Origin of the sequence: Flavobacterium sp. Arc3, assembly GCF_041431375.1 — a bacterium.
GTDB lineage: Bacteria > Bacteroidota > Bacteroidia > Flavobacteriales > Flavobacteriaceae > Flavobacterium.
This window is the reverse complement of record NZ_JASMRI010000007.1, coordinates 140235-164443: the sequence shown is the minus strand read 5'-3', so window position 1 is coordinate 164443 and position 24209 is coordinate 140235. Positions and strand designations below refer to the sequence as shown.

Below are 24209 nucleotides of genomic sequence, written 5' to 3'. Positions count from 1 at the left end.
AAACAAAGTTTTGTAAAATTATTTCTAAATAAAAAAACCACTCGATTTACGAATGGTTCTTGTTTTTTTTAACCCTGATAGAAACAACATCTTTTATATTTTTGCTCCCAAAAACATAAAGATAAAATGTTGCGAAGCATCGGCAGCAGGAAAGACCCCCCTAATCTTCTTCAGGTCGAATGTCTAAATTACTTTAAATTAGAATTGATATATGCTTCTAATCCTTGTAATTCTTCGGTAGAAAGCGCTTTTGTAATTGCAAAATTTGCTTTCATTACTTCGTACTGAGATGGATCAACCAATGGTTTTGCATCATCTTTTAAGAAAGCAATTATATTTCCGCCTTTAGCTTTATAAACCGCAGCTATCTCTTGTACGCTCGGCCCGATTAATTTGGAATCTATCTTGTGACACGTTGCACAAGTTCCTTTTCCGTTAAATATTGTTTCACCAAGTTCTTCTGGAGTTTGCGCTACTGCCGGCATTCCTTCAGAAGATGATTCTGTAGCCGTTGCTGGTTCTTGTTTACCAAAAGATTCTTCTTCCTTTCCTTTACAAGAGAATGTTAGTAATACGATTGCAATAAAAATTATTTTTTTCATGACTTGAAATGTTTAAACTCAAAGTTAATCAACTTAAATTTTTTATCAAATGATAATTGTCAGTTTTATTTGTTTAAAAATATTGCTGCTTCTTTAGCAAAATAAGTCGAAATTAAACTTGCCCCAGCACGTTTGATGCACATTAATTGCTCCATCATGGTTTTGTCGTGGTCTAACCATCCTCTTTCGGCGGCGGCCTTGATCATTGCATATTCACCTGAAACGTGAAAAACAGTTACTGGAACATTTACCGCGTTTTTTACTTCACGCACAATGTCTAAGTAAGCAATTCCTGGCTTTACCATTACCATATCAGCACCTTCCTCAACATCCCAAAGGGCTTCCTTGACGGCTTCAATACGATTAGCATAGTCCATTTGATATGTTTTTTTATCTTTTGGAATTTCATTATTATCAACTGGCGCGCTGTCTAAAGCATCGCGAAAAGGCCCGTAAAATGCCGAAGCGTATTTAGCCGAATAACTCATGATTCCCACATTGTGAAAACCAGCAGCATCAAGACCTTGACGCAAACGTAAAACCCTTCCGTCCATCATGTCAGATGGCGCAACAAAGTCGGCGCCAGCCTCAGCGTGTGAAACTGCCATTTTTACCAAAGCTTCGTTTGTTGAGTCGTTTTCTACATCACCGTTTGTAATGATTCCATCGTGACCATAAATAGAATAAGGATCTAAAGCTACATCTGGCATCACAATCATTTCAGGACAAGCCGTTTTGATTGCACGAATAGCTTCTTGCATCAATCCGTCTTTGTTCCAAGCTTCTTTTCCAGTATTGTCTTTCAGGTTTTCACTTACTTTTACATAGATATTTACCGCACGAATACCTAAAGCAAACAGTTCTTTGATTTCTTCAACCGTTAAATCAATCGAACGACGAAAGATTCCTGGCATTGAAGGAATTTCAATTTTTACATTTTCCCCCTCTGCAATGAACATAGGGAACATAAAATCTGATGGACTTAAAGTAGTCTCGCGAACTAGACTTCTCATTGATTCGTTAACACGTAATCTTCTACCTCTGTGTAATGGAAACATAATATTTTGTTTTTTTAGCTCCTTAGGAGCGTAATATTTATAGGAAATTAATTTTATTTAAAAGAACCCCATAGGGGTGGCACCTTTAAACGTTGTTTTTATAAAACATCTTCAAATATATATTCGTTTTTATAATCTACATCAAATGCTTTTAAAAATTCTATATATTCTTCTTTGAAAGTTTTCTTTTTATGATGTTCTTCTTGATTTTGTATATAATTGATAACATTTGTCAATTGAGAATGATTATATGAAAAAGCGCCAAAGCCAGTTTGCCATTCAAATTTACCATTTATCCACTTCTTGTCATTTATAAAACGAGATGAATTAGCCTTAACATCTCTAACCATATCAGATAACGACTTGTCAGGTTTTAATCCAATCAAAATATGGATATGGTCAGGCATTCCATTAATAGCAATTAATTTTTGACCTTCATTTGTAACAATTCCTGTGATATATTTATATAATTCATCTTTCCAATTTTTGGAAATTAGATTATCTCTGCCTTTAACAGCAAAAACAATATGAAGATATATTTGGGTATAAGTATTTGCCATTTTTTTTTAAATGTTTAACTCAAAGAATTCAATATATCACCCCATCGGGGTTCTTTTAAACATGAATGTTTTTTTCTATAAATATAGCGCTCCTATGGAGCTTTTACAAAAAAAGTGCTAATGAAAATTAAATAATTTAAAATAATTTAAACCCAGTCTCTCGGGTTTTCCAATACGTTTACTAATTTCTCTTCTTCACTGCCTTCTTCCGCATGATGATCGTAAACCCATTGTACATGTGGCGGTAAACTCATCAGGATGCTTTCGATTCTCCCGTTAGTTTTTAGGCCAAATAAAGTCCCTTTGTCGTGAACCAAATTAAACTCCACATAACGACCGCGACGGATTTCCTGCCAAGTTTTTTGTTCCGGAGTATAGGCTAAATTTTTTCTTTTTCCAACAATCGGCACATAAGCTTCAAGGAAACTGTTACCAACTTCAGATACAAAGTCAAACCAGTTTTCCATACTCATTTCGTCAGTAGCTTTGCAGTAGTCAAAGAATAATCCACCTATTCCGCGTGCTTCATTGCGATGAGCGTTCCAAAAATAGGCGTCACATTGTTTTTTATATTTTGGATAAAATTCAGGATTGTGTTTGTCACATGCCGTTTTACAAGTTTGGTGAAAATGGATTGCGTCTTCTTCAAACAAATAATAAGGTGTTAAATCTTGTCCACCGCCAAACCATTGTTGAATCACTTTCCTGTTTTCATCGTACATTTCAAAATAGCGCCAGTTGGCATGCACCGTAGGCACCATTGGACTTTTAGGATGTAAAACTAAACTCAGTCCACAAGCAAAGAAATCAGCTTCGCCTACGTTAAATAGCTTTTGCATGCTTTCAGGTAATTTCCCATGAACAGCTGAGATATTTACACCGCCTTTTTCAAAAACAGCACCGTTTTCGATTACTCGGGTTCTTCCTCCTCCCCCTTCTGGGCGTTCCCATAAATCTTCTTTAAATTTGGCTTGACCATCAACGGCTTCAAGTCCTGCGACGATTGTATCTTGTAAGTTTTGTATGTAGGTAAAAAATTGTTCTTTCATTATATTAAAGCAAAAGTGTTTAAAAGTGTCTAAAAAAGTGTCTAAAAGTGTTTAAAAGTGTCTAAATTATTTCCCAATAATATCCTGGAAGACATTGTATCCTACCTTCTTTTCCTAATGCAGAAAGAAAATTTGTTACTTTCTTTTTCTTTTTATCATCTGAAAGGACAGCGGAAATTTTTGGAATAATAAGGTTATCAATTTTATCTCGCTTGGTTTTCCCCCATCTTTTAAGGCACTCAAGTATCATCTCTTTAAAATGAGAATCGTCAAAACTACGGTTAGCTAAATACTCAGCTTGTAAATTTTCATCGTTTGTTGATTCAATAATATCATAAGATAAGTAAATATTAGGTCTCCTTCCTTCAATATATTTTGCTTTCTTAAGATGCTTGAATTCAATTTCTGTTATTTCTTTATGTTTTTGAACTTTGTCTAACAAAATGATCTCGTCTAACCCCAAATTGGAGTTTTTGATTAGAATTCTAGCAAAATTTTCATCTAAAACTTTACCCGTTATAGTCACTTTTACCTTATTGTCATCAAAATTATAATCTGGAAGTGGAAAAAATCGTTGTTTTTGAAAGTTAAATATTTTTCGAATACCACCACCTTGGGTTTCAATCATATCTAAATTTTTCATTGCTTCAACCAAAATAGGATTGCGGTACACTTCTTCGGGAGTGTCATTTAAAACAACATCTTCTACCGACTTTGGTAAAAAAGAGCCATAATTTGAAAATACTAAATGATCATCTTCAAATTCAACAACGTTAATTCTTGCACCTTTAGAGTAATCTTGATGTGCAATAGCATTATTTATAGACTCTCGGATAGTATATGGTTCATATCGCAAAACTTCATCAGGAAATAAAGTTCCGTCACGTAGGTAACGGTATTTTAGATTTCGTATTTTCTTAAAAACTTCATCTATTGATAACAATAATGGAATTGAAAATATCTCAAAATCTTTATCTTGATTATCAAGAGTTTTTAGATTCCATCTAATCTTAACAGAAGAGTCTAAATAGTGTTCCGATTCCTCTTTCCCCAAAAGAATTAAAGCAGTTCTCGTTATCTTTCCTTTAATTGTAAGTTTCGATTTATTTAGAAAATCAACATCATTCCAATGATCAACATCGTTGAAGTATTTAGGATTCCTTTTTTTAAATTCAATACGTGCTTTTTGTAATGCCTCTTGATCTAAATCTTCAATAGTAGCGTCTTGAATAATTACTTTAGACCAATCTTCATTAACTTGAACTTGGGTCAAAATAGCATCTAACCGAGCTTTTTTCATTTCGACTAAATTATCATCTATTCGCTGCCACGTTTTTTTATGAGCATAAACAGGTAATCTAAATTGATGTTTTGGGATATGGAAAATCCAAACTGCCTTTTTAGTGTCTGAAGTAGTGAATTCCTGAACACTAAATCCTTCAATATTTAGATTGGTTATATTTCCATTAATTCTAAACCTAATATCTTCAATTGTATAACCTCCAAAATCCTGAATACCTACAATTTCATTCGTTTGATCTTGAATGCCAATAACTAAATGACCGCCTTGCATGTTTGCAATTGCAGAAACATAAGAAATAATATCGTCACCTGCTCTTCCTGAAACAGCACTTTTTAACGACTTAAATTCCTTCCACTCACACTTTTCATTTTCAAGCGGGTAGTTAGTCTTTAAATAATCTTGTAGTTCTTTTTCAGTCATGTTTACGGTAATTATTAATTACAAATATAGAAAAGTAATTTAAGTGTCCATTATTACTATAAGATTCTGACAGCTATAGTTAATTACAAATTTGCTTTTATCGTAGCTAACTTATTAATTATTTCGAATGAAAACGTCTTACTATCTATTTGAATATGCTCATAAACAGCAATTGCTTTCGGAATATAATCAAACTGACTTCCTTTAGAATAACCCACTAAAAAATCAGCAAATTGTTCTTTTTGCTCCCAATCCATTTCGTACTTATCTAATAATTGAATCAAATCTTTTTCTTCAATTTGATCTATAATTTCCGTTGTTAAATCGAAATCAGTAAGCTGATTATCAATTAAACTGGTGTCTTCAATATTCCAAAATTTGGGTACAAAAACCAAAGAAAGTAAAGTGCTTAACATAGTGTCAATCTTTACTTTCTTTTCGTCTCTTAATCCTTTATTTAGCATTTTTTATTGGTTATATTCTTTCACTGCATCAATAAACGCCTTAGCGTGATCTACAGGAATATTTGGTAAAATTCCGTGACCTAAGTTCACGATGTATTTGTCTTTTCCGAATTCGTCAATCATTTCGTGTACCATTTTCTTGATAACAGGAATTGGCGATAACAACCTAGATGGATCAAAATTTCCTTGTAGTGTGATATTCCCTCCTGAAAGGTATCTTGCATTTCTTGGAGAACAAGTCCAGTCAACTCCTAATGCAGAAGCTCTACTTTTTCCCATTTCGCCTAAAGCAAACCAACATCCTTTTCCAAAAACAATAACCGGAGCATCATCGGCCAAAGCTTCAATGATCTGGTTTATGTATTTCCAAGAGAATTCTTGATAGTCTACTGGAGATAACATTCCGCCCCAAGAGTCAAAAATTTGAACGGCATCTACTCCCGATTTTACTTTTTCTTTTAGGTATAAAATAGTGGTATCAGTGATCTTTTGTAATAAAACATGCGCTGCTTCTGGGTGTGAGAAACAAAATCCTTTGGCTTTATCAAAGCTTTTAGACCCCTGTCCTTCGACAGCGTAACACATAATTGTCCATGGTGAACCTGCGAAACCAATTAATGGTACCTCATCATTCAACATTTCTTTAGTCAATTTAATCGCATCAAAGACGTACCCTAAAGTTTCATGAACATCTGGAACAATTACTTTTTCGACATCTTGAATCGTACGAATAGGATTTGGTAAATATGGACCGAAATTAGGTTTCATTTCAACATCAATTCCCATTGCTTGCGGAATCACTAAGATATCCGAGAATAAAATGGCAGCATCTGGAGCAATTCTACGAATAGGCTGAACCGTGATTTCGGCAGCTAATTCTGGAGTTTGACAACGAGTAAAAAAATCATATTTATCACGCAAAGCGATAAATTCAGGTAAATATCTACCCGCTTGACGCATCATCCATACTGGCGGACGCTGTACTGTTTCTCCTTTTAATGCTCTTAAAAATAAGTCGTTCTTGATCATGTTTTATATTTTATCTAATGGCTCAGTGCTTTCTTCTGTATTATAATAGGTTATAACTTCAACAATTACATCTTCGATTGTTGGTATTTCGGCAATTACAATGTTCTTAACTTTATTTAATTCTAATGATTTTGCGGTAGTATTACCTACGCAAAAACAAACTTCATTCTTGATTTTATTGTTTGTCAAATAACTTTCAACAGCAGATGGACTAAAAAATAGAATTCCGTCAAAATTTTCCTGATCTGATATTTTGAAAGGCGCTAACTTAGTTTCATAAACTTCGATTTCGTTAAAAGTTATTCCTGCGCTTTTTAATGCTTCTGGCAAAGTCTCTTTGCGCAAATTCCCGCTCAAAAAAGTATAGCTTTCTTTGTTGTAAATTAACGTGATTATCTCCGCTAATTCAGATGCGTAGTCTAAATAGACATCCACAGTGAAACCATTTGCTTCTAGCAATTCTTTGGTTTTAATCCCTACACAAAAAACAGGTTTCGTCTTTAGAACTTCCCAACCGGTTTGTTCCATCAAGCTTAAAACAGCATTTTGGCTACTAAAAATCAAATTATTGTTGATTTTATTCAGTTCAAAAAGATTGTTTTTAATTTCGATAAAATCTTGTTCTAATAGATCAAAATTAGCATCAAGAAATACTTGCCTTTGTTCTTCCGACAATGTTTTGGTGGATAAAATACTTGTTTGGCTCATTATTTCTTCAAATTATTTTTAATTTCTGTCATCAATTTTGCTCCTCCATTATTCAAGACTTCTTGAGCAGCATAGAAACCTAATTTTTTCCATTCTTCGATAGGAACAATTTTTTCTACTTCAATTTTTTCTTTTCCGTCAAGCGAAAATAAAACTCCCTGAAAATGAATGGTATCTTCTTCTTCATTATAACGTGCCAAAGCCCCAATAGGTGCCGTACAACCCCCTTCTAAAGTTTTTAGAAACTGACGTTCTATATAAGTTACAATTTCAGTTTCAATATCATTTAGTTGTGACAAAGCATCAAGTGTAAACGCATCTTCTTGCATGGCAACAACAAGCATAGCACCTTGTGCAGGAGCAGGAATCATCCAATCTAAATTAATGAAATTCTCTGGTTTTAAGTTGATTCTTTCTAAACCAGCGGCAGCAAAAACAGCTCCGTTCCAGTCTCCTTCGTTGAGTTTTTTCATACGCAAATTTACATTTCCGCGAAGATCAACTACTTTATGGGTTGGATATTTATTTAACCATTGCGCTTGACGGCGCAAACTTCCTGTAGCAATAGTACCTGATTCATTAAGAAAATCAAGATTGCCTTTATGAACTAAAATATCTAAGGTATTTGCTCTTTCTAAAACTGCTGCTTGAACAATCCCTTTTGGCAAAGCCGTAGGAACGTCTTTCATAGAGTGCACCGCAATATCCACAGTACCATTTATCATAGCAACATCTAATGTTTTAGTAAAAATTCCAGTGATTCCTAATTCGTATAGTGGCTTATCAAGAATGATATCTCCGGTCGATTTAACCGATACAATTTGAGTTTTATAACCTAAATCGTTTAATTTTTTCTCTACCGTGTGTGCTTGCCAAAGTGCGAGTTCACTATCGCGTGTTCCTATTCGTATTATTTTATCTGCCATTTTTACTTTTTACAAATGATTATCAACCATTTGATTTTTTTAAACCATTAAGAAATTAAGATACATTAAGAGTAATTTAAATAACTTTTTCCCTTTGAAAGATGCTAGTTTACAAATGACTATAATTTTTCATTCAACTAGTTCTTAGCTATTTTGCTACAGCACCAATTTTAAAAACTTTCTCAATCCATTCGATGCTTTCATCTACCATGGTATCATCATCTTTCAAATGGTTCGCAAAGTGTGTTGTTATTTTTTGGATAATTCTAGCACTGATAATTTCAGCCTGTTCTAAATTAAAATCAGAAATTTTTCTACTTTGAAAATCTAATTCCGAATTTTTAATAGCATTCAGTTTATCTTTCAACGCATGAATGGTTGGAGCAAATTTTCGACCTTTGGTCCAAACATTAAACTCTTCTTTAATTTCTTCGATAATAGCCTCAGCAGCTGGAATATGATTTCTTCTGTTTTCTAAAGTCTCGTCTGTCAATTGAGATAAATAATCCATGTGAATTAAAGTAACACCATCTAATTCCTGTACATCTTCATTTACATTTTTTGGTATGGATAAATCCAAAATCAATAAAGGCTTTTTTAGATTTAAAATTGCTTTATCCACCGTAGGGTTTTGGGCGCCAGTAGCAACAACAACAACATCTGCTTTTTGCAACTCGAGGTGTAACTCTGAATAATCTTTTACAATTAAGTTCAGTTTTCCTGCTAACTTCTCTGCTTTATCTTTCGTTCTGTTGATTAGAGTAATGTGTTCGTTTTTGGTATGTTTAACCAAATTTTCACAGGTATTTCTACCAATTTTTCCAGTTCCAAACAAAAGAATATTCTTGTTTCCAATGTCTTCTACGTTCTTCATAATATATTGAACGGAAGCAAAAGAAACCGAAGTGGCTCCGGAACTTATCTCGGTGTCTGTTTTTATTTTTTTACTCGCCTGAATTACCGCATTCACTAATCTTTCCATGAAATTATTGGCAAGACCTAACGCTTTCGATTGGCTAAAACTGGTTCTTATTTGGGATATAATTTCAAAATCACCAAGAATCTGGCTGTCTAAACCTGTTCCTACGCGAAACATATGATTTATGGCTTCTTGATTTTTATATACAAAACCAACTTTTTGAAATGCTTCAACACTTCCTTGACTGTTCTCACAAATCAATTTTATTAATTGAAAAGGGTGTTCTGCAAATCCGTAAATTTCAGTACGGTTACAAGTAGAAGTCACGATTAAGCTTTCAATCCCTTCCTCCTTTGCTTGTTCCAGTAAACGTGTTTTAGCTAAAGCATCTAAGCTAAATCTTCCTCTAATCTCGGCATCTGCTTTTTTATAGCTTAATCCAACGGAGTAAAAATACTGATGCTTTGATAGGTTATTATTTTCCATATAAATACTTTTCCAAAAAGTGAGACAAAATTATCACTATAGACTTTATAAAAGTAACGCTAGAAGTTCTTTTTGTGTCGCTGAATGTTTTTTTATTTCTAATCGTCTGTTTTAATGCAAAAATAGTTAGTTTTGTACTGAAATCAAGTTATCAAGCCGTTCTTATTTAGAGTCGTTCTAAACTAAAGGAGTTTGTAATCGTCGTGTTTTAAATTAAAAAATATCGCTATGAGTTCTCAAGAAATTATAAAAATAGAAGATGATTTTACTCTAATTCGTTTTCAGAATGACAGCACAGAATCCTTTAATGCCCAACGGGAAGTCAGCAGTGGGTTGATTCAGTTTCATTTTGGATTAAAAGGAAGCGCTAAATTTATATTCAATCAAGGGAATTATGCCTTAGAATTGAAAGAAGAAAAATCACTGCTTTTATATAATCCTCAAAAAGAGTTACCGCTAAATCTAGAACTAGCACCAAATTCTTGGGTGATTTCAGTAATTATTTCGATCAAGAAATTTCACGCCTTATTTTCGACAGAAGCAGATTACATCACTTTTTTGAGCGGAGACAATAAAGATAAAAAATATTATAACGAAGGAAATATAAGTCCGTCGATGGCAATTGTATTGTCACAATTATTTCACTACAGCCTTCATCCTTCGATAAAAAATTTATACTATAAAGGAAAAGGATACGAATTATTGAGTTTGTATTTCAATCGAACGGAAGACCCTAATGCGGAACAATGTCCGTTTTTGATCGATGAAGACAATGTAATGAAAATTAGAAAAGCCAAAGAAATCATTATTGCTAATATGGCTGAACCGCCAGGATTACAAGAACTAGCAGATGAAATAGGTTTAAATTTAAAGAAACTAAAAATGGGTTTCAAACAAATTTATGGCGATACTGTTTATGGTTTTCTATTCGACTATAAAATGGATTTTGCTCGAAAGTTACTTGACAGTGGATCTTATAATGTAAATGAGGTAGGATTAAAAATAGGATACAGCACCGGAAGTCATTTCATCGCTGCCTTCAAAAAGAAATTTGCCACAACGCCAAAGAAATACTTAATGTCCATAAATCCGAATACTTAATTTATCATCGGTTTTATATATTAAACAATAAATAAAAAATAGTTAATCGTAATTTATAGAAAACCAACTTTAATTACTTTTGCCACAAGATTCCACTCCCAAAGTTTTGGGATTCGCATGCGAAGGTTTTTACCAAAAAAACTGAAGCGATGATAATAATAAAAAGATATAATTTATGAAAGGTGTATTATTAGTCAACTTAGGTTCTCCTGAAAGTCCAACTGCAAAAGATGTAAAACCTTATTTGGACGAATTTTTAATGGACAAATACGTAATTGACGTTCCGTTTTTGTTAAGAGCATTATTAGTTCGCGGAATCATTTTGCAAACACGACCTAAAAAATCAGCGGCAGCCTACGCTAAAATATGGTGGGATGAAGGTTCTCCACTTGTCGTGATCTCAAAAAGAATGCATGCTAAGGTTAAACAATTAGTGAATGTTCCCGTTTCATTAGCTATGCGTTATGGAAACCCTTCGCTTTTGTCAGGATTACAAGAACTACACGATCAAGGCGTTAATGAGGTGATGCTTTTTCCTTTGTATCCACAACATGCTATGGCGTCGACCACTACGATATTAGAATTAGCTGAAGAACACCGTAAAAAGTATTTCCCGGAAATGAAATTTACGATAGTTCCTGCCTTTTATAACAAACCAGACTATTTACAAAACCTTGCCGATTCAATAAAAGGGCACTTGGAAGGTTATGATTATGACCACCTATTGTTTTCGTACCATGGAATTCCAGAACGTCACATTCGCAAAACGGATATTACTAAATCACATTGTAAAATTGATGGATCTTGCTGCAATACGCCCTCACCAGCACATGAATTTTGTTACCGTCACCAATGTTACGAAACAACGAAGCAGGTCGTTAAACTATTAGGTATTCCAGAAGGAAAATACAGCCAAACGTTTCAATCCCGTTTAGCAGGTGACAAATGGCTTACGCCTTACACGGATGTCGAAGTAAACAAAATGCCTGAAAAAGGAATTAAAAAATTAGCAGTGGTAACCCCTGCTTTTGTATCTGATTGTTTAGAGACATTAGAAGAAATCGCGATGGAAGCTAACCACGAATTCAAGGCACATGGTGGCGAAGAGTTCTTGGCAATTCCTTGCTTGAACGATAGCGATGCCTGGTGCAATACCGTAAGCAACTGGATTACCGAATGGGTTGCTGTTGAAAAAACGATTGCATAAATGGCAGTTTCAGCCGAGGAATTAGGAACCCAGGATATAAAAAAACTCTTGATGAAACAGGCCTTGCCTGCCTCTATTGGGATTTTGTTTATGTCCGTCAATATTCTTATTGACACAATATTTGTAGGACAGTGGATCGGTTCGCTAGCTATTGCGGCCGTAACAGTAGTCTTACCAATAACGTTCCTGATATCCTCATTAGGTATGGCTATTGGAGTGGGTGGTGGCTCTGTACTTTCGAGGGCTTTAGGCGCTAAAAAATACGAAAAAGCGAAAACCACTTTTGCCAATCAAATTATGATGACCTTTATTTTAGCATCACTTTTTGTAATAGTAGGCATCTTTTTTAGTGCTGATATGCTACTTATTTTTGGTGCAAAAGGAGCTATTATTAAACCGGCGACTGAATTTTTCTCACCTATCATTTATTCAGTACCCTTCCTTGCCCTTTGTATGATGGGAAATAATATTATAAGAGCAGAAGGCAAAGCTAAATTTGCTATGGTCGCCATGATTATTCCCGCTTTTGTTAATATTATTTTAGACATTATTTTTATAAAAGTGATGGGATTAGGAATGTTTGGAGCAGCACTAGCAACCTCCATTTCCTACTTTATGTGCTTCCTTTTCGTGCTTTGGTTTTTTGTGTACAAAAGCGAATTGAAACTAAAAGCGAGACATTTTAAATTACACTTACCCATCATTAAAGAAATTACCGAGCTAAGTTCCGTAACTTTCTCAAGACAAGGAGTAATAGGTGTTTTAGCCATTATTCTTAACCATACTTTATACTCGTATGGTGGCGAACATTCCATTGCCGTTTACGGAATAATCAGTAGAATGTTGATGTTTGCCCTATTCCCTATTCTTGGAATCACCCAAGGCTTTATCCCCATTGCAGGTTATAATTATGGAGCCCATAATTATGAAAGAGTAAAAGAAAGCATTCAAATATCAATAAAATATGCGGCTCTATTGGCTTCTTTAATTTTTGTTGTTATTCTCTATTATGCCACACCAATAGTCGCCATTTTTACTACTGACCCTACAGTTATTGCAGAAACACCTAATGCATTGCGTTGGGTATTTGCCGCTTCTCCTATTATTGCCATCCAATTAATTGGCGCAGCCTATTTTCAAGCAGCAGGAAAAGCTAAAAAAGCATTATTACTAACGCTCAGTAAACAAGGATTTTTCCTAATTCCTTTAGTTCTCATACTACCGAATTTTTTCGGTATTTTTGGGGTGTGGGTCTCCTTCCCTATTGCTGATGTATTGTCAACGATGCTAACAGGTTATTTTCTAAAAAAAGAAATGAATACAAAATTGACTAAAACTATCGATGGAATATTATAACTACCTCAAATCCCTACACCTCATCTTCGTAATCACCTGGTTTTCAGGATTATTTTATATCGTTCGTTTATTTGTTTACCAAATAGAAGCGGCAGACAAACCGTCACCTGAAAAAGAAATTTTACAAAAGCAATATAAAATAATGACGTATCGTTTGTGGTATATTATCACTTGGCCTTCGGCGATTCTAGCGAGTATTTTTGCTTTTTGGATGCTATTTTTTACTGATTTAGGAAAGTCTTGGTTGCAAATGCCTTGGATGCATGTAAAACTTGGCTTCGTATTTGTGTTGTATTTGTACCATGGTAAGTGCCATCAAATATTTAAGCAATTACAAAACGACCAAGTTAAATACACAACTAATTTTATGCGCTTATGGAATGAAGGCGCTACCATTATTCTTTTTGCAGTCGTTTTTTTAGTCGTCTTAAAAAATGCCGTCAATTGGATTTACGGAGTTGCTGGAATTTTCCTGTTTTCAATTACTATAATGTTAGGTTTTAAGTTTTATAAAAAAATACGCGAGAAGAACAGCGATCAGTGATCAGTCTTTTAGTGTTCAGTTTGTCTGAATGTTAACAAATTAAAAGACCGAATACTAAAAACAGAACAATGCTAAAAGATTTCAAATTATCGATGTTATCGCTACGAATTCGGATTTTTCTTTCGATGATCGTACTGATAATTGTAGCCTCTGTTTTATTAGCTTCCATCTCGATTATCCAATTTAAAAACGAAGCCAAAGAATACCATCAGGAGCGATTAGAAAGGAAAGAAAACGCAGTAAGAGAACATATTAATTACGTTCTTTCGACAACAACCTACCCTTTAACTACTGAAAATCTGGATTTAATTTTCAAGGATAAAATTCATGAACTAGCCCACATTCACAATATTGAAATAAATATTTACAGCCTGGAAGGGAAGCTGTTAAAATCCTCCAAAGAATCTTTTTCCGTTGATAAAGTTTCGCCTCCCATTCCAAAATACATATTAAAACTGGTTCGTTCTTCGATCGAAAAACGATATGTTGACATTAAAACCATAAACGGCGTAAAAAACAGATCTTCTTTTACCCAAATAAAAGATGACAAATTCAAACCATTGGGTGTTTTAAACTTACCTTATCTCGAGGATGACGGTTTTTATGAAAAGGAACTACACAGTTTTTTAATCCGTTTAGGACAGGTCTATACTTTCATGTTAATTGTGGCCTTTGGACTGGCTTATGTTCTTTCAACTTACATCACAAAGTCACTGAAAACAATTTCAGACCGAATAAATGAAACTAGCTTAAGCCAAAAAAATAAAAAAATAGTATTAGAAGCGAGCAGTAAAGAAATAAACTTACTGATTAAATCTTATAATCGAATGGTGGAAGAACTCGAGATAAGTGCGGTAAAATTAGCGCAAAGTGAAAGAGAAGAAGCTTGGCGCGAAATGGCAAAACAGGTAGCACATGAGATTAAAAATCCATTGACTCCAATGCGTTTGACGGTACAAAGCTTCGAAAGAAAATTCAATCCTGAAGATCCTGACATCATACAAAAAATGAAAGATTACTCGGAAACGCTGATTCAGCAAATCGACACGATGAATGCCGTTGCATCTGCTTTTTCTAATTTTGCTTCTATGCCCGCGCAGCAAAATGAAACGCTGAATGTAGTGGAAGTCGTTGAGTTGTCATTAGATATCTTCAATGACGAACACATTGTCTTTGAAAGTGAATCTCCTGAAATTATTTCAAAAATAGACCGCACACAATTGATTCGAATCATTACCAATTTGGTTAAAAACGCCATTCAATCAATACCCGAACATCAGGAAAACAAAACCGTTTTTGTCGCCGTAAAAAAAGACCTCAACAACGTGTTAATAATCGTAGAAGACAATGGAATCGGAATCAAGCCTGAAGATATTAGTCGTATTTTCGAACCCAAATTCACCACTAAAAACAGCGGAATGGGATTAGGCTTGGGTATTATCAAAAACATAATTGAAAATTACAAGGGAACAATTACCTTTGATACAGAATATGGAAAAGGAACTCGTTTTACGGTGTCTCTTCCTATAATTAACTCTTAAATTACTAAAATGAGCTACACTAACATTCTAGTTGCAAAAGAAAACAGTATTGCAACAATAACTATAAACCGCCCTACAAAACTAAATGCCCTAAATACAGTCACGATTCAAGAACTGCACCAGGCATTTCAGGAGTTGGAAAAAAATTACGAAACCAGAGTGGTAATTCTAACCGGAAGCGGTGAAAAAGCATTCGTGGCGGGAGCTGACATTGCTGAATTTGCTGATTTTTCAGTGGAGGAAGGCGTTCAATTAGCTGCCCAAGGACAAGACATTTTATTTAATTTTGTTGAAAATCTAAAAATCCCAGTTATTGCTGCCGTTAACGGATTTGCACTTGGAGGAGGATTAGAATTAGCCATGGCCTGTCACTTTAGAATCGCTTCAGATAATGCTAAAATGGGCTTGCCAGAAGTGTCTTTAGGAGTTATTCCTGGATATGGTGGAACACAACGCTTACCACAGTTAATAGGTAAGGGTCGTGCCATGGAAATGATTATGACTGCTGGTATGATAACTGCTGACGAAGCCTACAGAAATGGGTTAGTAAACCATGTGGTGCCACAAGCAGAGCTTTTAGAATTCTGTAATGGAGTAGCACAAAAAATCATGAGAAACTCTCCATTGGCAATCAGCAAAGCTATAAAAGCAATAAATGCTAATTACAAAGACGGTGAAAATGGTTTTGAAACGGAAATAAAATCTTTCGGGAAATGTTTTGGTACCGAAGATTTTAAAGAAGGAACAACCGCTTTCTTAGAAAAAAGAAAAGCCGTATTTACAGGAGAATAACTAAACATTCCTTTACATCAAAATAACTTTTAACAGCAGATTCACTAGTCACAAGATTAGTGAATCTGCTGTTTTACTTCATTTAGTATTTAAATGTTAGATGATATTATACACAGAAAACAAACTTTTCTAATATTAGACCGCTATTTAGACATACAAATCTTAATTTTGCAAACTCAATCTGAGAATCATTCAACAGTTAAAAAATAATTTTATGTCATTCCAACCCGTATTCGTTCAATTTTGGGAAAAAGTTAAAGAAAGTATTCAAAACGGAACTTATGCCAAATTAACTTTGGCGAAGACCATAGGTGATACAGAACTGAAAAACATTTATGTTCGTCCTGTGTTATTGGAAGATGACGTTTTTAGTCTTTCACTTAGCGCAAAGTACAAAACAGAGGAAATAGAAAGTTTTCATACCATTGACGAAGCCTTTATCGTACTAGCACCTTATATGAACAATCCGTTTTTGACAGCCCTTTTATTCACTACAGAAAACGACATTACTTTTAAGCTGAACAAAAAAAGAGTAGGAAGCATTATAGAACAGCCACCTACGTTTAAAAATGCTTCAGATGTAATTATCGAAATGAAAGAAAAAGGAATAATATAAAAAAAACTGTTTTATCACCTTAGATCCTATTTTTCGGAGAGATCTGTTTTAAAGGAAAAAAATAAAGGAAAAAATAATATTAATAGAAAATAGATTACATCATTAAACAGTATGTTCTGCAAATTTTTTTAAGGCTTAAAGGCCTATTTCTTGATTTGCTTTTAGCCGTTTTATAGTTATAAAAAACATCTAATTCTATAGAGTTAAGATTTGGCTATAATTGCAAGTCTAGATTAGAATACTGTTTTATTTAATCAGCAATAAATAATTATGGAAGAACCAAATTTCTCTTATTTAAACAGCTTTACAGAAGGAGATAAAGCTTTTGAAGAAAAAATACTTACCGTTTTAAAAAAGGAATTCCCTGAAGAAAGAGATGTCTATTTAAAAAATATCCAAGCGAAAAAATTCGATTTAGCTGCAAACAATGTACATAAAATTAAACATAAAATTAGTCTCTTAGGGCTTGAAGTTAGTTATGCACTAGCGAATCAGCATGAATTAAACTTAAATGAGGATAACAATAATCTTCACGAAAAGTTTACTGAGATCTTAGACACCATGACTCGTTTTTTAAATGAGCTCTAGAAATTATTTATCTTAATAAAATTTTATCGCATTGCAGCTTCTTCAAAATTAAGCAACTTTAAAATAAAATACATTGGATCACAAAAAACCCAATTATGTGCTAATAAATACAATAGTTCTATTTTTAAATGCAGTTTAGGTTATCCTACGTCTAAAAATATTTCCAAAATCACTTTGTTTTCTTCTTAAACTTAATTTGTTGATCTGCTTTCAGATTATGATAGTTTTTAAAAACTTCACTTTCAGTTGTAACTAATTAAAAAATTATTCGAATAGCAGATTACCGACATTACAATATCAAATAATTCCCAAAAACTATTTCAAGTTTATGTACGCTTTTATTGTAATTTCAACTCAATATCACTAAAAATTTGGTAAACGCAAACAACGTATTGCATTTAATCGATGTTTTTTGCGCTTAATCGATGTTCGTGTTGTTTTTGTATTATATTTGAATAATAAATCCATGCTATTATTGTAATAACGCTGCGATTATAAACCAAGTATTTAATTTTTAGATTTTAGTTCCAATTTTAAAAGTTAAATATTGCTTGACAACCTATAAAAACCTAAATAGTATGAAAATTGTAATTGTTGGAAGTGGATACGTGGGACTAGTGACTGGTGCGTGTTTTTCCGAAGTTGGTATTGATGTTACGTGTGTAGATATAGACCGCGCTAAAATAGACAACTTAAATAAAGGTGTTATCCCTATTTATGAGCCGGGCTTAGAAGAAATGATCACCCGAAACATGAAAAAAGGGCGCTTAAGTTTCACTACTGATATTGCAGCGGCTTTAGTAGATTCTGAAGTTCTATTTATTTCTGTAGGAACCCCACCAGATGAAGATGGTAGTGCAGACTTAAAGTACGTCTTATCTGTCGCGAGAGATTGCGGGAAACACATCAACGATTATATGTTAGTGGTTACAAAAAGTACAGTTCCAGTAGGTACTTCTCAAAAAGTAAAAAAAGCATTACAAGAAGAATTAGATAAACGAAATGTACAAATAGAATTTGACGTAGCCTCAAATCCTGAGTTCTTAAAAGAAGGAGCGGCTATTGATGACTTCCTAAAACCAGATAGAATTGTAGTGGGTCTAGAAAGTGCAAGAGCGGAAGACTTAATGAAAAGCCTATACAAGCCTTTCACCCTTAATGGTCATCCTGTGATATTTATGGATATCATTTCAGCCGAAATGACTAAGTATGCCGCAAATGCCATGCTAGCTGCGAAAATCAGTTTTATAAATGACATTGCAAACCTTTGCGAAATTGTTGGCGCAGACATAAATAAAGTACGAAAAGGTATTGGTTCAGATTCTCGTATTGGACACAAATTTATATATCCAGGTATTGGTTATGGTGGTTCTTGCTTTCCAAAAGATGTTCAAGCTTTAATTAGAACAGCCAGCGAACATAATTATGAATTACGAGTACTTAAGGCAGTCGAAGCCGTAAATAATGATCAAAAACTAGTGCTTTTCACTAAAATCATGAAGTATTTTAAAGGAGATGTTAAAGGCAAAACGATTGCACTATGGGGTCTTTCCTTTAAACCGCAAACTGATGATATGCGAGAAGCTCCTTCATTGTATATTATTAAACATTTATTAGAAGCTGGCGCCATAGTTAAAGCATATGACCCAATTGCAATTAAAGAAGCTAAACATCATTTTGGCGATACCATCTCCTACTGTGAAGATCAATATGAGACACTGATTGATGCTGACTGTCTAGCCATACTTACAGAATGGCCAGAATTCAAATTTCCAAATCTAAAAATTGTTCAAAAATTACTTAGTACACCCGCCATTTTTGATGGTCGTAATATTTACGATAGAGAAGAAATGAAAGAAAGTGGCTTTGATTACTTTTGTATAGGTATAGATACGACAAAAGATAGTTTGGAATTAAAATCTTAAACGATGTCTAGAAAACTCAGTGGCTCTAAATCAAAAATAATCTATCAAACTTTACCCGCCCGCTAAACAATGCAGCGGTAACTCGATATTTCATTAGCTAAAAAAAGAACTAGAATGGTCACCTAAGATAGACCTTGAAGAAGGCTTACTAAAAACTATAGCCTTCTTTAAATCTATCATCTAAATAGAAGATAAAGCTTAAAATGGTTTTTAAAACTTAAAAGAAGAAATTATGAAGAAAAAAATATTAGTTTTAGATGATGAAATGAGCATTTGTCTTCTATTAGAAAATTTCCTTTCAAAAAATTACGAGGTTGTATCAATGAATAATGGACTTGATGCTTTACTATGGCTAGACGACAATATCCCTGACTTAATTATTAGTGATATTCAAATGGAAAAAATGGATGGTTATGAATTTTTAACAGAACTGCGTCAACGTGGTTTTACAAAGCATACACCATGCATCATGCTATCGGGAAAATCAGAAAGTAAGGAACGCATAAAATGTTATAAACTAGGCGCGCAAGATTATCTTACAAAACCTTTTAATCCTGAAGAACTAGATGAACTGGTAAAGAAAAACTTGTATCCCATTCACTATGCGATAGAGTGGTAAAAAAACTACCAACTAGAATTACAACCGAATTTAAAGACCTTATTAACATGGATCCAATTCTTACTATTTTATACATCGGAAATAACCCATCCTATTTTGATGTTTCGCAGCAGCACAATAAATGGAATATAATCACCTTAGAAAATAGTGTTAAGGTCACTAATTATCTTGAAAATAATAAGCAACCAGATGCCATTATTTGTGATTATAATCTTCCAGGAAACAACGGTATATTCCTTTTTGATTGGATGAGAGAAAACAGCTCGTTTGATACAATTCCGTTTGTATTATTATCTAAAGAATTCAACGTTGATCTTTACAAATTAGCGTTCAAAAAACAAATTGATGACTTTTATGTAACATCAGTATCAGAACCTCTTGCTATTTTAAATAGAACGGCATTTCTTTGCGCTAACAAAAAACATACTACTTTAAATGTACAGCAAAAGCCAATTGAAGAAGCGTATAAAATGCCGCTATCTAAACGTATTTTCGATATTTTTGTTGCTTCTTCTGTCCTTTTAGTCGCTTCACCATTCTTGTTATTGGTCATACTAGCTATCCGTTTAGAATCAAAAGGTAAAGTGTATTACATATCAAAAAGAGTTGGACGTAAAACTTTTGATTTTTATAAATTAAGATCAATGCGCACTGGTTCTGACGAATTGTTGAAAAAATTAGCATTAGAAAAAAATCAGTACAAAAAAGAAGAAACAGTTTCTACTACTAATCCACTTGAAGAGCCATGCCCTAGGTGCAGTACCCTAGCACCAAGCGAATCTTGCTCTCCTTTGATGTATATCGACACTCACGTAATTTGTGATTACTGGTACAACATTCAAAAACAAGAAGCTGCAAAAAACAATTCAACATTTGTGAAAATTATCGACGACCCTCGTGTAACGAAAGTGGGGAAATTTATTAGAAACACCAGTATAGATGAATTGCCACAATTAATAAATGTGTTAAAAGGCGATATGTCAATTGTGGGCAACAGACCATTACCCGTATATGAAGCAGAATTGATTACCGGAGATGAAATCTCAAAAAGATTTTTAGCACCTCCAGGAATTACTGGCTTATGGCAGGTGGAATTAAGAGGAAAAGGCGGAAAAATGTCTGAAGAAGAGAGAATGCGTCTTGACAATGATTATGCAGACCAATTCAAGGGTGATAATTATTCATTTTGGTATGATATCAAGCTCATTTTAAGAACCATTCCTGCATTGCTTCAAAAAGGTTCCGTTTAAAAAATAGGATTTAGGCATAAAACAACATGAAAAATACATTAAAGATAATATTGATTTTAGCTATTACGGTGTTTTCGATTAACATTGTAAAATCACAATCGACTGATATTGAAAATAGGGATAATATTACGCTACCGCCTATTAAGATTGTTATCGATTCAGTTTTAAAACGCAACGCGATGATCAAATTTAGAAATCAAGAAATCGGGGTGAAAGAGTCAACTTTAGCAACAGAACGTATTTATTGGACAAAAAATATGGGTGTTCAAACAGATATGGGATATGGAAATCTCAATAATTTTTCAACGAATGCGAATGCGACAGGAAGTACTTCTGCTTTAACCACCACAACACAATTTAATTATAGCGTAGGGGTTTATCTTAAGATTCCAGTTTTTGATTTCATAAATCGAAAGAATCAAGTAGGCCTAGCTAGATTAGAGGTTGATGCGGCGAAGAGTATGGCGCAGTTTCAAGAGGATGAAGTTAGACAAACTGTCATTAAAATGTACCAAGACTTAGTTTTAAAACAAAAAATACTTAAAATAAAATCCAAGTCTTTAGGAGATAATAAAGTAAATATGGAAATGGTCGAAAAGGAATTTCGCAATGGTATAGTCCCGGTTGCAGAATTTGTAAGAATCACAAGTATAGCCTCAAATGTGGAGGCTGATTATGAATCTGCCGTGTCTGAATTTATTATAGCGAAAAAACTTTTAGAAGATATGGCCGGTTTTGTATTTAATTCAAATTAAAGAGATGACAGTAATTGATTTTGTAAGATTAATATTAAAGCATTTGATTCTATTAATAGTGGTTCCATTGCTCCTTGCTACTATGGTTATATTGCTTACCATGAATCCTTCTTTTGAGTACTCGTCACAAACCATTCTATATACTGGTCTTGCATCGGGCTCATCAATAGAAATGGATAAGACGTTTAATTATCAAGCTACGAATACCGCTTTTGATAATTTAATAAATATTATCGAATCAAGAGAAACTCAAGAAGAAGTTGCAATCCGTTTATTAGCGCTACACTTAATGTTGCCCGAAGCAAACCCGAAGTACATATCTAAAACATTTTACGATGAATTAAAAAATAAAATTCCAGCAAATTTGTACAATTATGTTGAGAAAGGTAAGAATGTAGATTCTAATTCTAAAATATTATCTGAACACGAAAACTCACTATTTCCTCCAGAAATTAATCGAAATAATTATGAAAAAACAGTTCGAAATTTAACTCTATTGATGAAAAGCAGTAGTCACAATTTCGTGTATGAATTACTTAATTATGATAATGATAAACATTATTCTCTAAAAGCTATTTCAAAAATTGAAGCCTTTAGAATATCAAATAGTGATTTAATCAATTTATCTTATACAGCTAACGACCCCGGTATTTGCCAACAAACCCTTGCGATCTATAGCCAAGTTTGCATAAAAAATTACAAATACATCAAAGAAAATAGGTCCGACGATGTAGTTAAGTATTTTGAAGGAGAACTAGAAACTGCCAGACAAAAATTGAAAGAAGGGGAAGATAAACTTCTTGAATTTAACAAAGGTGCAAATATTATTAACTATTATGAGCAGAGTAAAGCGGTAGCGGTTGTTAAGGAAGATATGGAAGTAGACTTCAAAAAGAAAACAGCAGAATTAGCAGGGGTTCAAGCCGGAACAAAAAGATTAGAAGAAAAGTTAAAAATACAAGATGTTATACAAGAAAAGAGTGATAATGTTCTTGAAAAAAAGAAGCAATTAGGCGATCTTAATTTTAAAGTAGCTGTAACTCAATCTGAAATAGGATCAAAAAATAATAAAGAAGTTGTTATCAAATTGGCTGAGCTAAAAAAACAAACTGAGAACTTAACTAATGATATTAGAAGAAGTGTTGATGAATTGTATTCCTATCAAAACACACTAGATGGTTTACCAGTCTCTAAAGTACTTCCAGACTGGATGAATAACGTAGTAGAAGCTGAAAACCTAAAAGCAACTATTAAAACAATGAGCGGTCAGTATGATGACTTTCAAGAAAAATATGCAAAATATGCCCCAGCTGGAGCTACTATAAAAAGAATCGAACGTGAGATTTCAGTATCAGAACAAGGCTACTTAGAAATTCTTCATGGACTTAATTTAGCCAAACTTAAATTGCAGGACAATGAAATGTCTTCAAATATAAAAACAATTGACCTACCGTATTATCCTTTATCACCTAATCCGACAAAGCGCACTATACTAATTATTGCTGCAGCAATTTTAGGTGGTATTTTAATTTTGGCAATAATATTTATAATGGAATATTTTGATGACACACTGAAAAATGCAACCATAGCTAGTAAAATAATAGGATTACCAGCATTAGGCATGATGCCAAAAATGATTTTAAATCCACGAAGTATTGATTTACCGTTTATTCAACAAAGGTTAATTGAGATAATTACTCAAAACATATTACAATATACAGGATCAAATTTATCTGGAAACCCGGTAAAAACCATAGTGGTATTTAGTACCCAAAAAATGGAAGGAAAAACTGTTTTAGCTGGAAACATAGCCAAAACACTAAAACAAGAAGGTAAAAAAGTACTGATGCTAAATTATGATAATAAGCAAAAACCTATTGTGCAGCAAAGGAAATTTCCCATTATTAATAAACTTCTTGGTTACCCAGACCCTAGAATCGACCTAAACAATCCTTTTCTAGATGAGGTTGCTACTTATTTAGACAGTACAGAGTACTACTCCTATAAAATAGATCCTCTATATTATGAAGCAACAAGCTATGTCGACATACTTAAACAAAATAATATTTCTCTCAATTACAATCCTGATTTTGTAATTATCGAATTACCTGCCCTGATATATAATAATTATCCCGCAGATTTAATGACCCACGCAGATTTAGGAATTCTTGTGTGCCGTTCTAATAGAGTCTGGTCTGAAGCGGACGTATCTGCCACAAGAAATGTATTAGATATGTCAGATTCTAAAATAAGAATTATTGTTAATGGAGTAAACTTAAATGAGATAGAATCAGTATTAGGAGACCTACCAAAAAAGCGCACCGACTTTAGAAAAAAAATGAAAGCCATGTTTAATTTTCAATTTTTTTCTAAAAATCAAATCTAAATTAA

General features: G+C 33.6%; 23 protein-coding genes. 13 read left to right on the top strand and 10 right to left on the bottom strand.

The window, feature by feature from the left end; all coding sequences use genetic code 11:
• Nucleotides 1-188 precede the first annotated feature (188 nt).
• From QO200_RS07110 to hemA, 10 genes are all read right to left on the bottom strand, one after another.
• The gene (locus tag QO200_RS07110; RefSeq protein WP_371538198.1) at nucleotides 189-602 is read right to left on the bottom strand and encodes a c-type cytochrome; all 414 of its coding nucleotides are present in this window, start codon (nucleotides 600-602) and stop codon (nucleotides 189-191) included.
• A 65-nt stretch (nucleotides 603-667) separates the two neighbouring features.
• The gene (gene hemB, locus QO200_RS07105) at nucleotides 668-1660 is read right to left on the bottom strand and encodes a porphobilinogen synthase (protein WP_371538194.1); all 993 of its coding nucleotides are present in this window, start codon (nucleotides 1658-1660) and stop codon (nucleotides 668-670) included.
• Nucleotides 1661-1758: 98 nt separating this feature from the next.
• Nucleotides 1759-2220, bottom strand: coding sequence for an IS200/IS605 family transposase (gene tnpA / locus QO200_RS07100; protein ID WP_371538191.1), 462 nt, complete (start codon nucleotides 2218-2220; stop codon nucleotides 1759-1761).
• 146 nt (nucleotides 2221-2366) lie between these two features.
• On the bottom strand, nucleotides 2367-3269 hold the full coding sequence (hemF, locus tag QO200_RS07095) for an oxygen-dependent coproporphyrinogen oxidase (protein ID WP_371538189.1): 903 nt from the start codon (nucleotides 3267-3269) through the stop codon (nucleotides 2367-2369).
• Between the two features lie 61 nt (nucleotides 3270-3330).
• Nucleotides 3331-4992: an ATP-binding protein gene (locus QO200_RS07090; protein WP_371538186.1), complete on the bottom strand. Its 1662-nt coding sequence runs from the start codon at nucleotides 4990-4992 to the stop codon at nucleotides 3331-3333.
• Nucleotides 4993-5075: 83 nt separating this feature from the next.
• Nucleotides 5076-5456, bottom strand: a complete 381-nt coding sequence (locus QO200_RS07085) for a hypothetical protein (protein WP_371538183.1) — start codon at nucleotides 5454-5456, stop codon at nucleotides 5076-5078.
• Between the two features lie 3 nt (nucleotides 5457-5459).
• A complete protein-coding gene (gene hemE / locus QO200_RS07080) occupies nucleotides 5460-6485 on the bottom strand; it encodes a uroporphyrinogen decarboxylase (protein ID WP_371538180.1) in 1026 nt (341 codons plus the stop codon).
• A 3-nt stretch (nucleotides 6486-6488) separates the two neighbouring features.
• Complete coding sequence (locus QO200_RS07075; protein WP_371538177.1) at nucleotides 6489-7193, bottom strand: uroporphyrinogen-III synthase; 705 nt, start codon at nucleotides 7191-7193, stop codon at nucleotides 6489-6491.
• Nucleotides 7193-8119 (bottom strand): hydroxymethylbilane synthase, encoded by a 927-nt coding sequence (gene hemC / locus QO200_RS07070; RefSeq protein ID WP_371538173.1) that lies wholly within the window; start codon nucleotides 8117-8119, stop codon nucleotides 7193-7195. The genes QO200_RS07075 and hemC overlap by 1 nt, the downstream gene beginning before the upstream one ends.
• A 148-nt stretch (nucleotides 8120-8267) precedes the next feature.
• Entirely contained in the window at nucleotides 8268-9524 is a 1257-nt protein-coding gene (gene hemA, locus QO200_RS07065) for a glutamyl-tRNA reductase (RefSeq protein ID WP_371538170.1), read from the bottom strand.
• Between the two features lie 228 nt (nucleotides 9525-9752).
• Here hemA and QO200_RS07060 point away from each other — a divergent pair, with 228 nt between their 5' ends.
• The 13 genes from QO200_RS07060 (at nucleotide 9753) to QO200_RS07000 (ending at nucleotide 24204) form a co-directional block, all read left to right on the top strand.
• Complete coding sequence (locus QO200_RS07060; RefSeq protein ID WP_074720193.1) at nucleotides 9753-10625, top strand: AraC family transcriptional regulator; 873 nt, start codon at nucleotides 9753-9755, stop codon at nucleotides 10623-10625.
• 175 nt (nucleotides 10626-10800) lie between these two features.
• Nucleotides 10801-11832 carry a ferrochelatase gene (gene hemH, locus QO200_RS07055; protein WP_371538167.1) on the top strand — a complete coding sequence of 344 codons (1032 nt, stop codon included), beginning with the start codon at nucleotides 10801-10803 and terminating at the stop codon, nucleotides 11830-11832.
• Nucleotides 11833-13188 (top strand): MATE family efflux transporter, encoded by a 1356-nt coding sequence (locus QO200_RS07050; RefSeq protein WP_371538165.1) that lies wholly within the window; start codon nucleotides 11833-11835, stop codon nucleotides 13186-13188. It begins immediately after the preceding gene.
• Nucleotides 13175-13732 (top strand): CopD family protein, encoded by a 558-nt coding sequence (locus tag QO200_RS07045; protein ID WP_371538162.1) that lies wholly within the window; start codon nucleotides 13175-13177, stop codon nucleotides 13730-13732. Before QO200_RS07050 ends, QO200_RS07045 begins: the two co-directional genes overlap by 14 nt.
• 125 nt (nucleotides 13733-13857) lie before the next feature.
• Nucleotides 13858-15273 (top strand): PAS domain-containing sensor histidine kinase, encoded by a 1416-nt coding sequence (locus tag QO200_RS07040; RefSeq protein WP_371538260.1) that lies wholly within the window; start codon nucleotides 13858-13860, stop codon nucleotides 15271-15273.
• A gap of 9 nt (nucleotides 15274-15282) precedes the next feature.
• A complete protein-coding gene (locus QO200_RS07035) occupies nucleotides 15283-16065 on the top strand; it encodes an enoyl-CoA hydratase/isomerase family protein (RefSeq protein ID WP_371538160.1) in 783 nt (260 codons plus the stop codon).
• A gap of 214 nt (nucleotides 16066-16279) precedes the next feature.
• Nucleotides 16280-16681: a hypothetical protein gene (locus QO200_RS07030; protein ID WP_371538157.1), complete on the top strand. Its 402-nt coding sequence runs from the start codon at nucleotides 16280-16282 to the stop codon at nucleotides 16679-16681.
• Between the two features lie 270 nt (nucleotides 16682-16951).
• Nucleotides 16952-17269, top strand: a complete 318-nt coding sequence (locus tag QO200_RS07025) for an Hpt domain-containing protein (RefSeq protein ID WP_371538155.1) — start codon at nucleotides 16952-16954, stop codon at nucleotides 17267-17269.
• Nucleotides 17270-17847: 578 nt separating this feature from the next.
• On the top strand, nucleotides 17848-19194 hold the full coding sequence (locus QO200_RS07020; RefSeq protein ID WP_371538152.1) for a UDP-glucose/GDP-mannose dehydrogenase family protein: 1347 nt from the start codon (nucleotides 17848-17850) through the stop codon (nucleotides 19192-19194).
• A gap of 232 nt (nucleotides 19195-19426) precedes the next feature.
• Nucleotides 19427-19813, top strand: coding sequence for a PleD family two-component system response regulator (locus QO200_RS07015; protein ID WP_371538149.1), 387 nt, complete (start codon nucleotides 19427-19429; stop codon nucleotides 19811-19813).
• A gap of 47 nt (nucleotides 19814-19860) precedes the next feature.
• Nucleotides 19861-21063, top strand: a complete 1203-nt coding sequence (locus tag QO200_RS07010; protein WP_371538146.1) for a sugar transferase — start codon at nucleotides 19861-19863, stop codon at nucleotides 21061-21063.
• Nucleotides 21064-21089: 26 nt separating this feature from the next.
• The gene (locus QO200_RS07005) at nucleotides 21090-21818 is read left to right on the top strand and encodes a TolC family protein (RefSeq protein ID WP_371538143.1); all 729 of its coding nucleotides are present in this window, start codon (nucleotides 21090-21092) and stop codon (nucleotides 21816-21818) included.
• 4 nt (nucleotides 21819-21822) lie between these two features.
• On the top strand, nucleotides 21823-24204 hold the full coding sequence (locus QO200_RS07000) for an exopolysaccharide transport family protein (RefSeq protein ID WP_371538140.1): 2382 nt from the start codon (nucleotides 21823-21825) through the stop codon (nucleotides 24202-24204).
• The last annotated feature ends 5 nt before the right edge of the window (nucleotides 24205-24209 follow it).

Excerpts from the sequence above, each read along its gene's own strand:
- QO200_RS07110 (WP_371538198.1), bottom strand. The coding sequence starts at position 602 with ATGAAAAAAATAATTTTTATTGCAATCGTATTACTAACATTCTCTTGT.
- hemB (WP_371538194.1), bottom strand. The coding sequence starts at position 1,660 with ATGTTTCCATTACACAGAGGTAGAAGATTACGTGTTAACGAATCAATG.
- tnpA (WP_371538191.1), bottom strand. The coding sequence starts at position 2,220 with ATGGCAAATACTTATACCCAAATATATCTTCATATTGTTTTTGCTGTT.
- hemF (WP_371538189.1), bottom strand. The coding sequence starts at position 3,269 with ATGAAAGAACAATTTTTTACCTACATACAAAACTTACAAGATACAATC.
- QO200_RS07090 (WP_371538186.1), bottom strand. The coding sequence starts at position 4,992 with ATGACTGAAAAAGAACTACAAGATTATTTAAAGACTAACTACCCGCTT.
- QO200_RS07085 (WP_371538183.1), bottom strand. The coding sequence starts at position 5,456 with ATGCTAAATAAAGGATTAAGAGACGAAAAGAAAGTAAAGATTGACACT.
- hemE (WP_371538180.1), bottom strand. The coding sequence starts at position 6,485 with ATGATCAAGAACGACTTATTTTTAAGAGCATTAAAAGGAGAAACAGTA.
- QO200_RS07075 (WP_371538177.1), bottom strand. The coding sequence starts at position 7,193 with ATGAGCCAAACAAGTATTTTATCCACCAAAACATTGTCGGAAGAACAA.
- hemC (WP_371538173.1), bottom strand. The coding sequence starts at position 8,119 with ATGGCAGATAAAATAATACGAATAGGAACACGCGATAGTGAACTCGCA.
- hemA (WP_371538170.1), bottom strand. The coding sequence starts at position 9,524 with ATGGAAAATAATAACCTATCAAAGCATCAGTATTTTTACTCCGTTGGA.
- QO200_RS07060 (WP_074720193.1), top strand. The coding sequence starts at position 9,753 with ATGAGTTCTCAAGAAATTATAAAAATAGAAGATGATTTTACTCTAATT.
- hemH (WP_371538167.1), top strand. The coding sequence starts at position 10,801 with ATGAAAGGTGTATTATTAGTCAACTTAGGTTCTCCTGAAAGTCCAACT.
- QO200_RS07050 (WP_371538165.1), top strand. The coding sequence starts at position 11,833 with ATGGCAGTTTCAGCCGAGGAATTAGGAACCCAGGATATAAAAAAACTC.
- QO200_RS07045 (WP_371538162.1), top strand. The coding sequence starts at position 13,175 with ATGGAATATTATAACTACCTCAAATCCCTACACCTCATCTTCGTAATC.
- QO200_RS07040 (WP_371538260.1), top strand. The coding sequence starts at position 13,858 with ATGATCGTACTGATAATTGTAGCCTCTGTTTTATTAGCTTCCATCTCG.
- QO200_RS07035 (WP_371538160.1), top strand. The coding sequence starts at position 15,283 with ATGAGCTACACTAACATTCTAGTTGCAAAAGAAAACAGTATTGCAACA.
- QO200_RS07030 (WP_371538157.1), top strand. The coding sequence starts at position 16,280 with ATGTCATTCCAACCCGTATTCGTTCAATTTTGGGAAAAAGTTAAAGAA.
- QO200_RS07025 (WP_371538155.1), top strand. The coding sequence starts at position 16,952 with ATGGAAGAACCAAATTTCTCTTATTTAAACAGCTTTACAGAAGGAGAT.
- QO200_RS07020 (WP_371538152.1), top strand. The coding sequence starts at position 17,848 with ATGAAAATTGTAATTGTTGGAAGTGGATACGTGGGACTAGTGACTGGT.
- QO200_RS07015 (WP_371538149.1), top strand. The coding sequence starts at position 19,427 with ATGAAGAAAAAAATATTAGTTTTAGATGATGAAATGAGCATTTGTCTT.
- QO200_RS07010 (WP_371538146.1), top strand. The coding sequence starts at position 19,861 with ATGGATCCAATTCTTACTATTTTATACATCGGAAATAACCCATCCTAT.
- QO200_RS07005 (WP_371538143.1), top strand. The coding sequence starts at position 21,090 with ATGAAAAATACATTAAAGATAATATTGATTTTAGCTATTACGGTGTTT.
- QO200_RS07000 (WP_371538140.1), top strand. The coding sequence starts at position 21,823 with ATGACAGTAATTGATTTTGTAAGATTAATATTAAAGCATTTGATTCTA.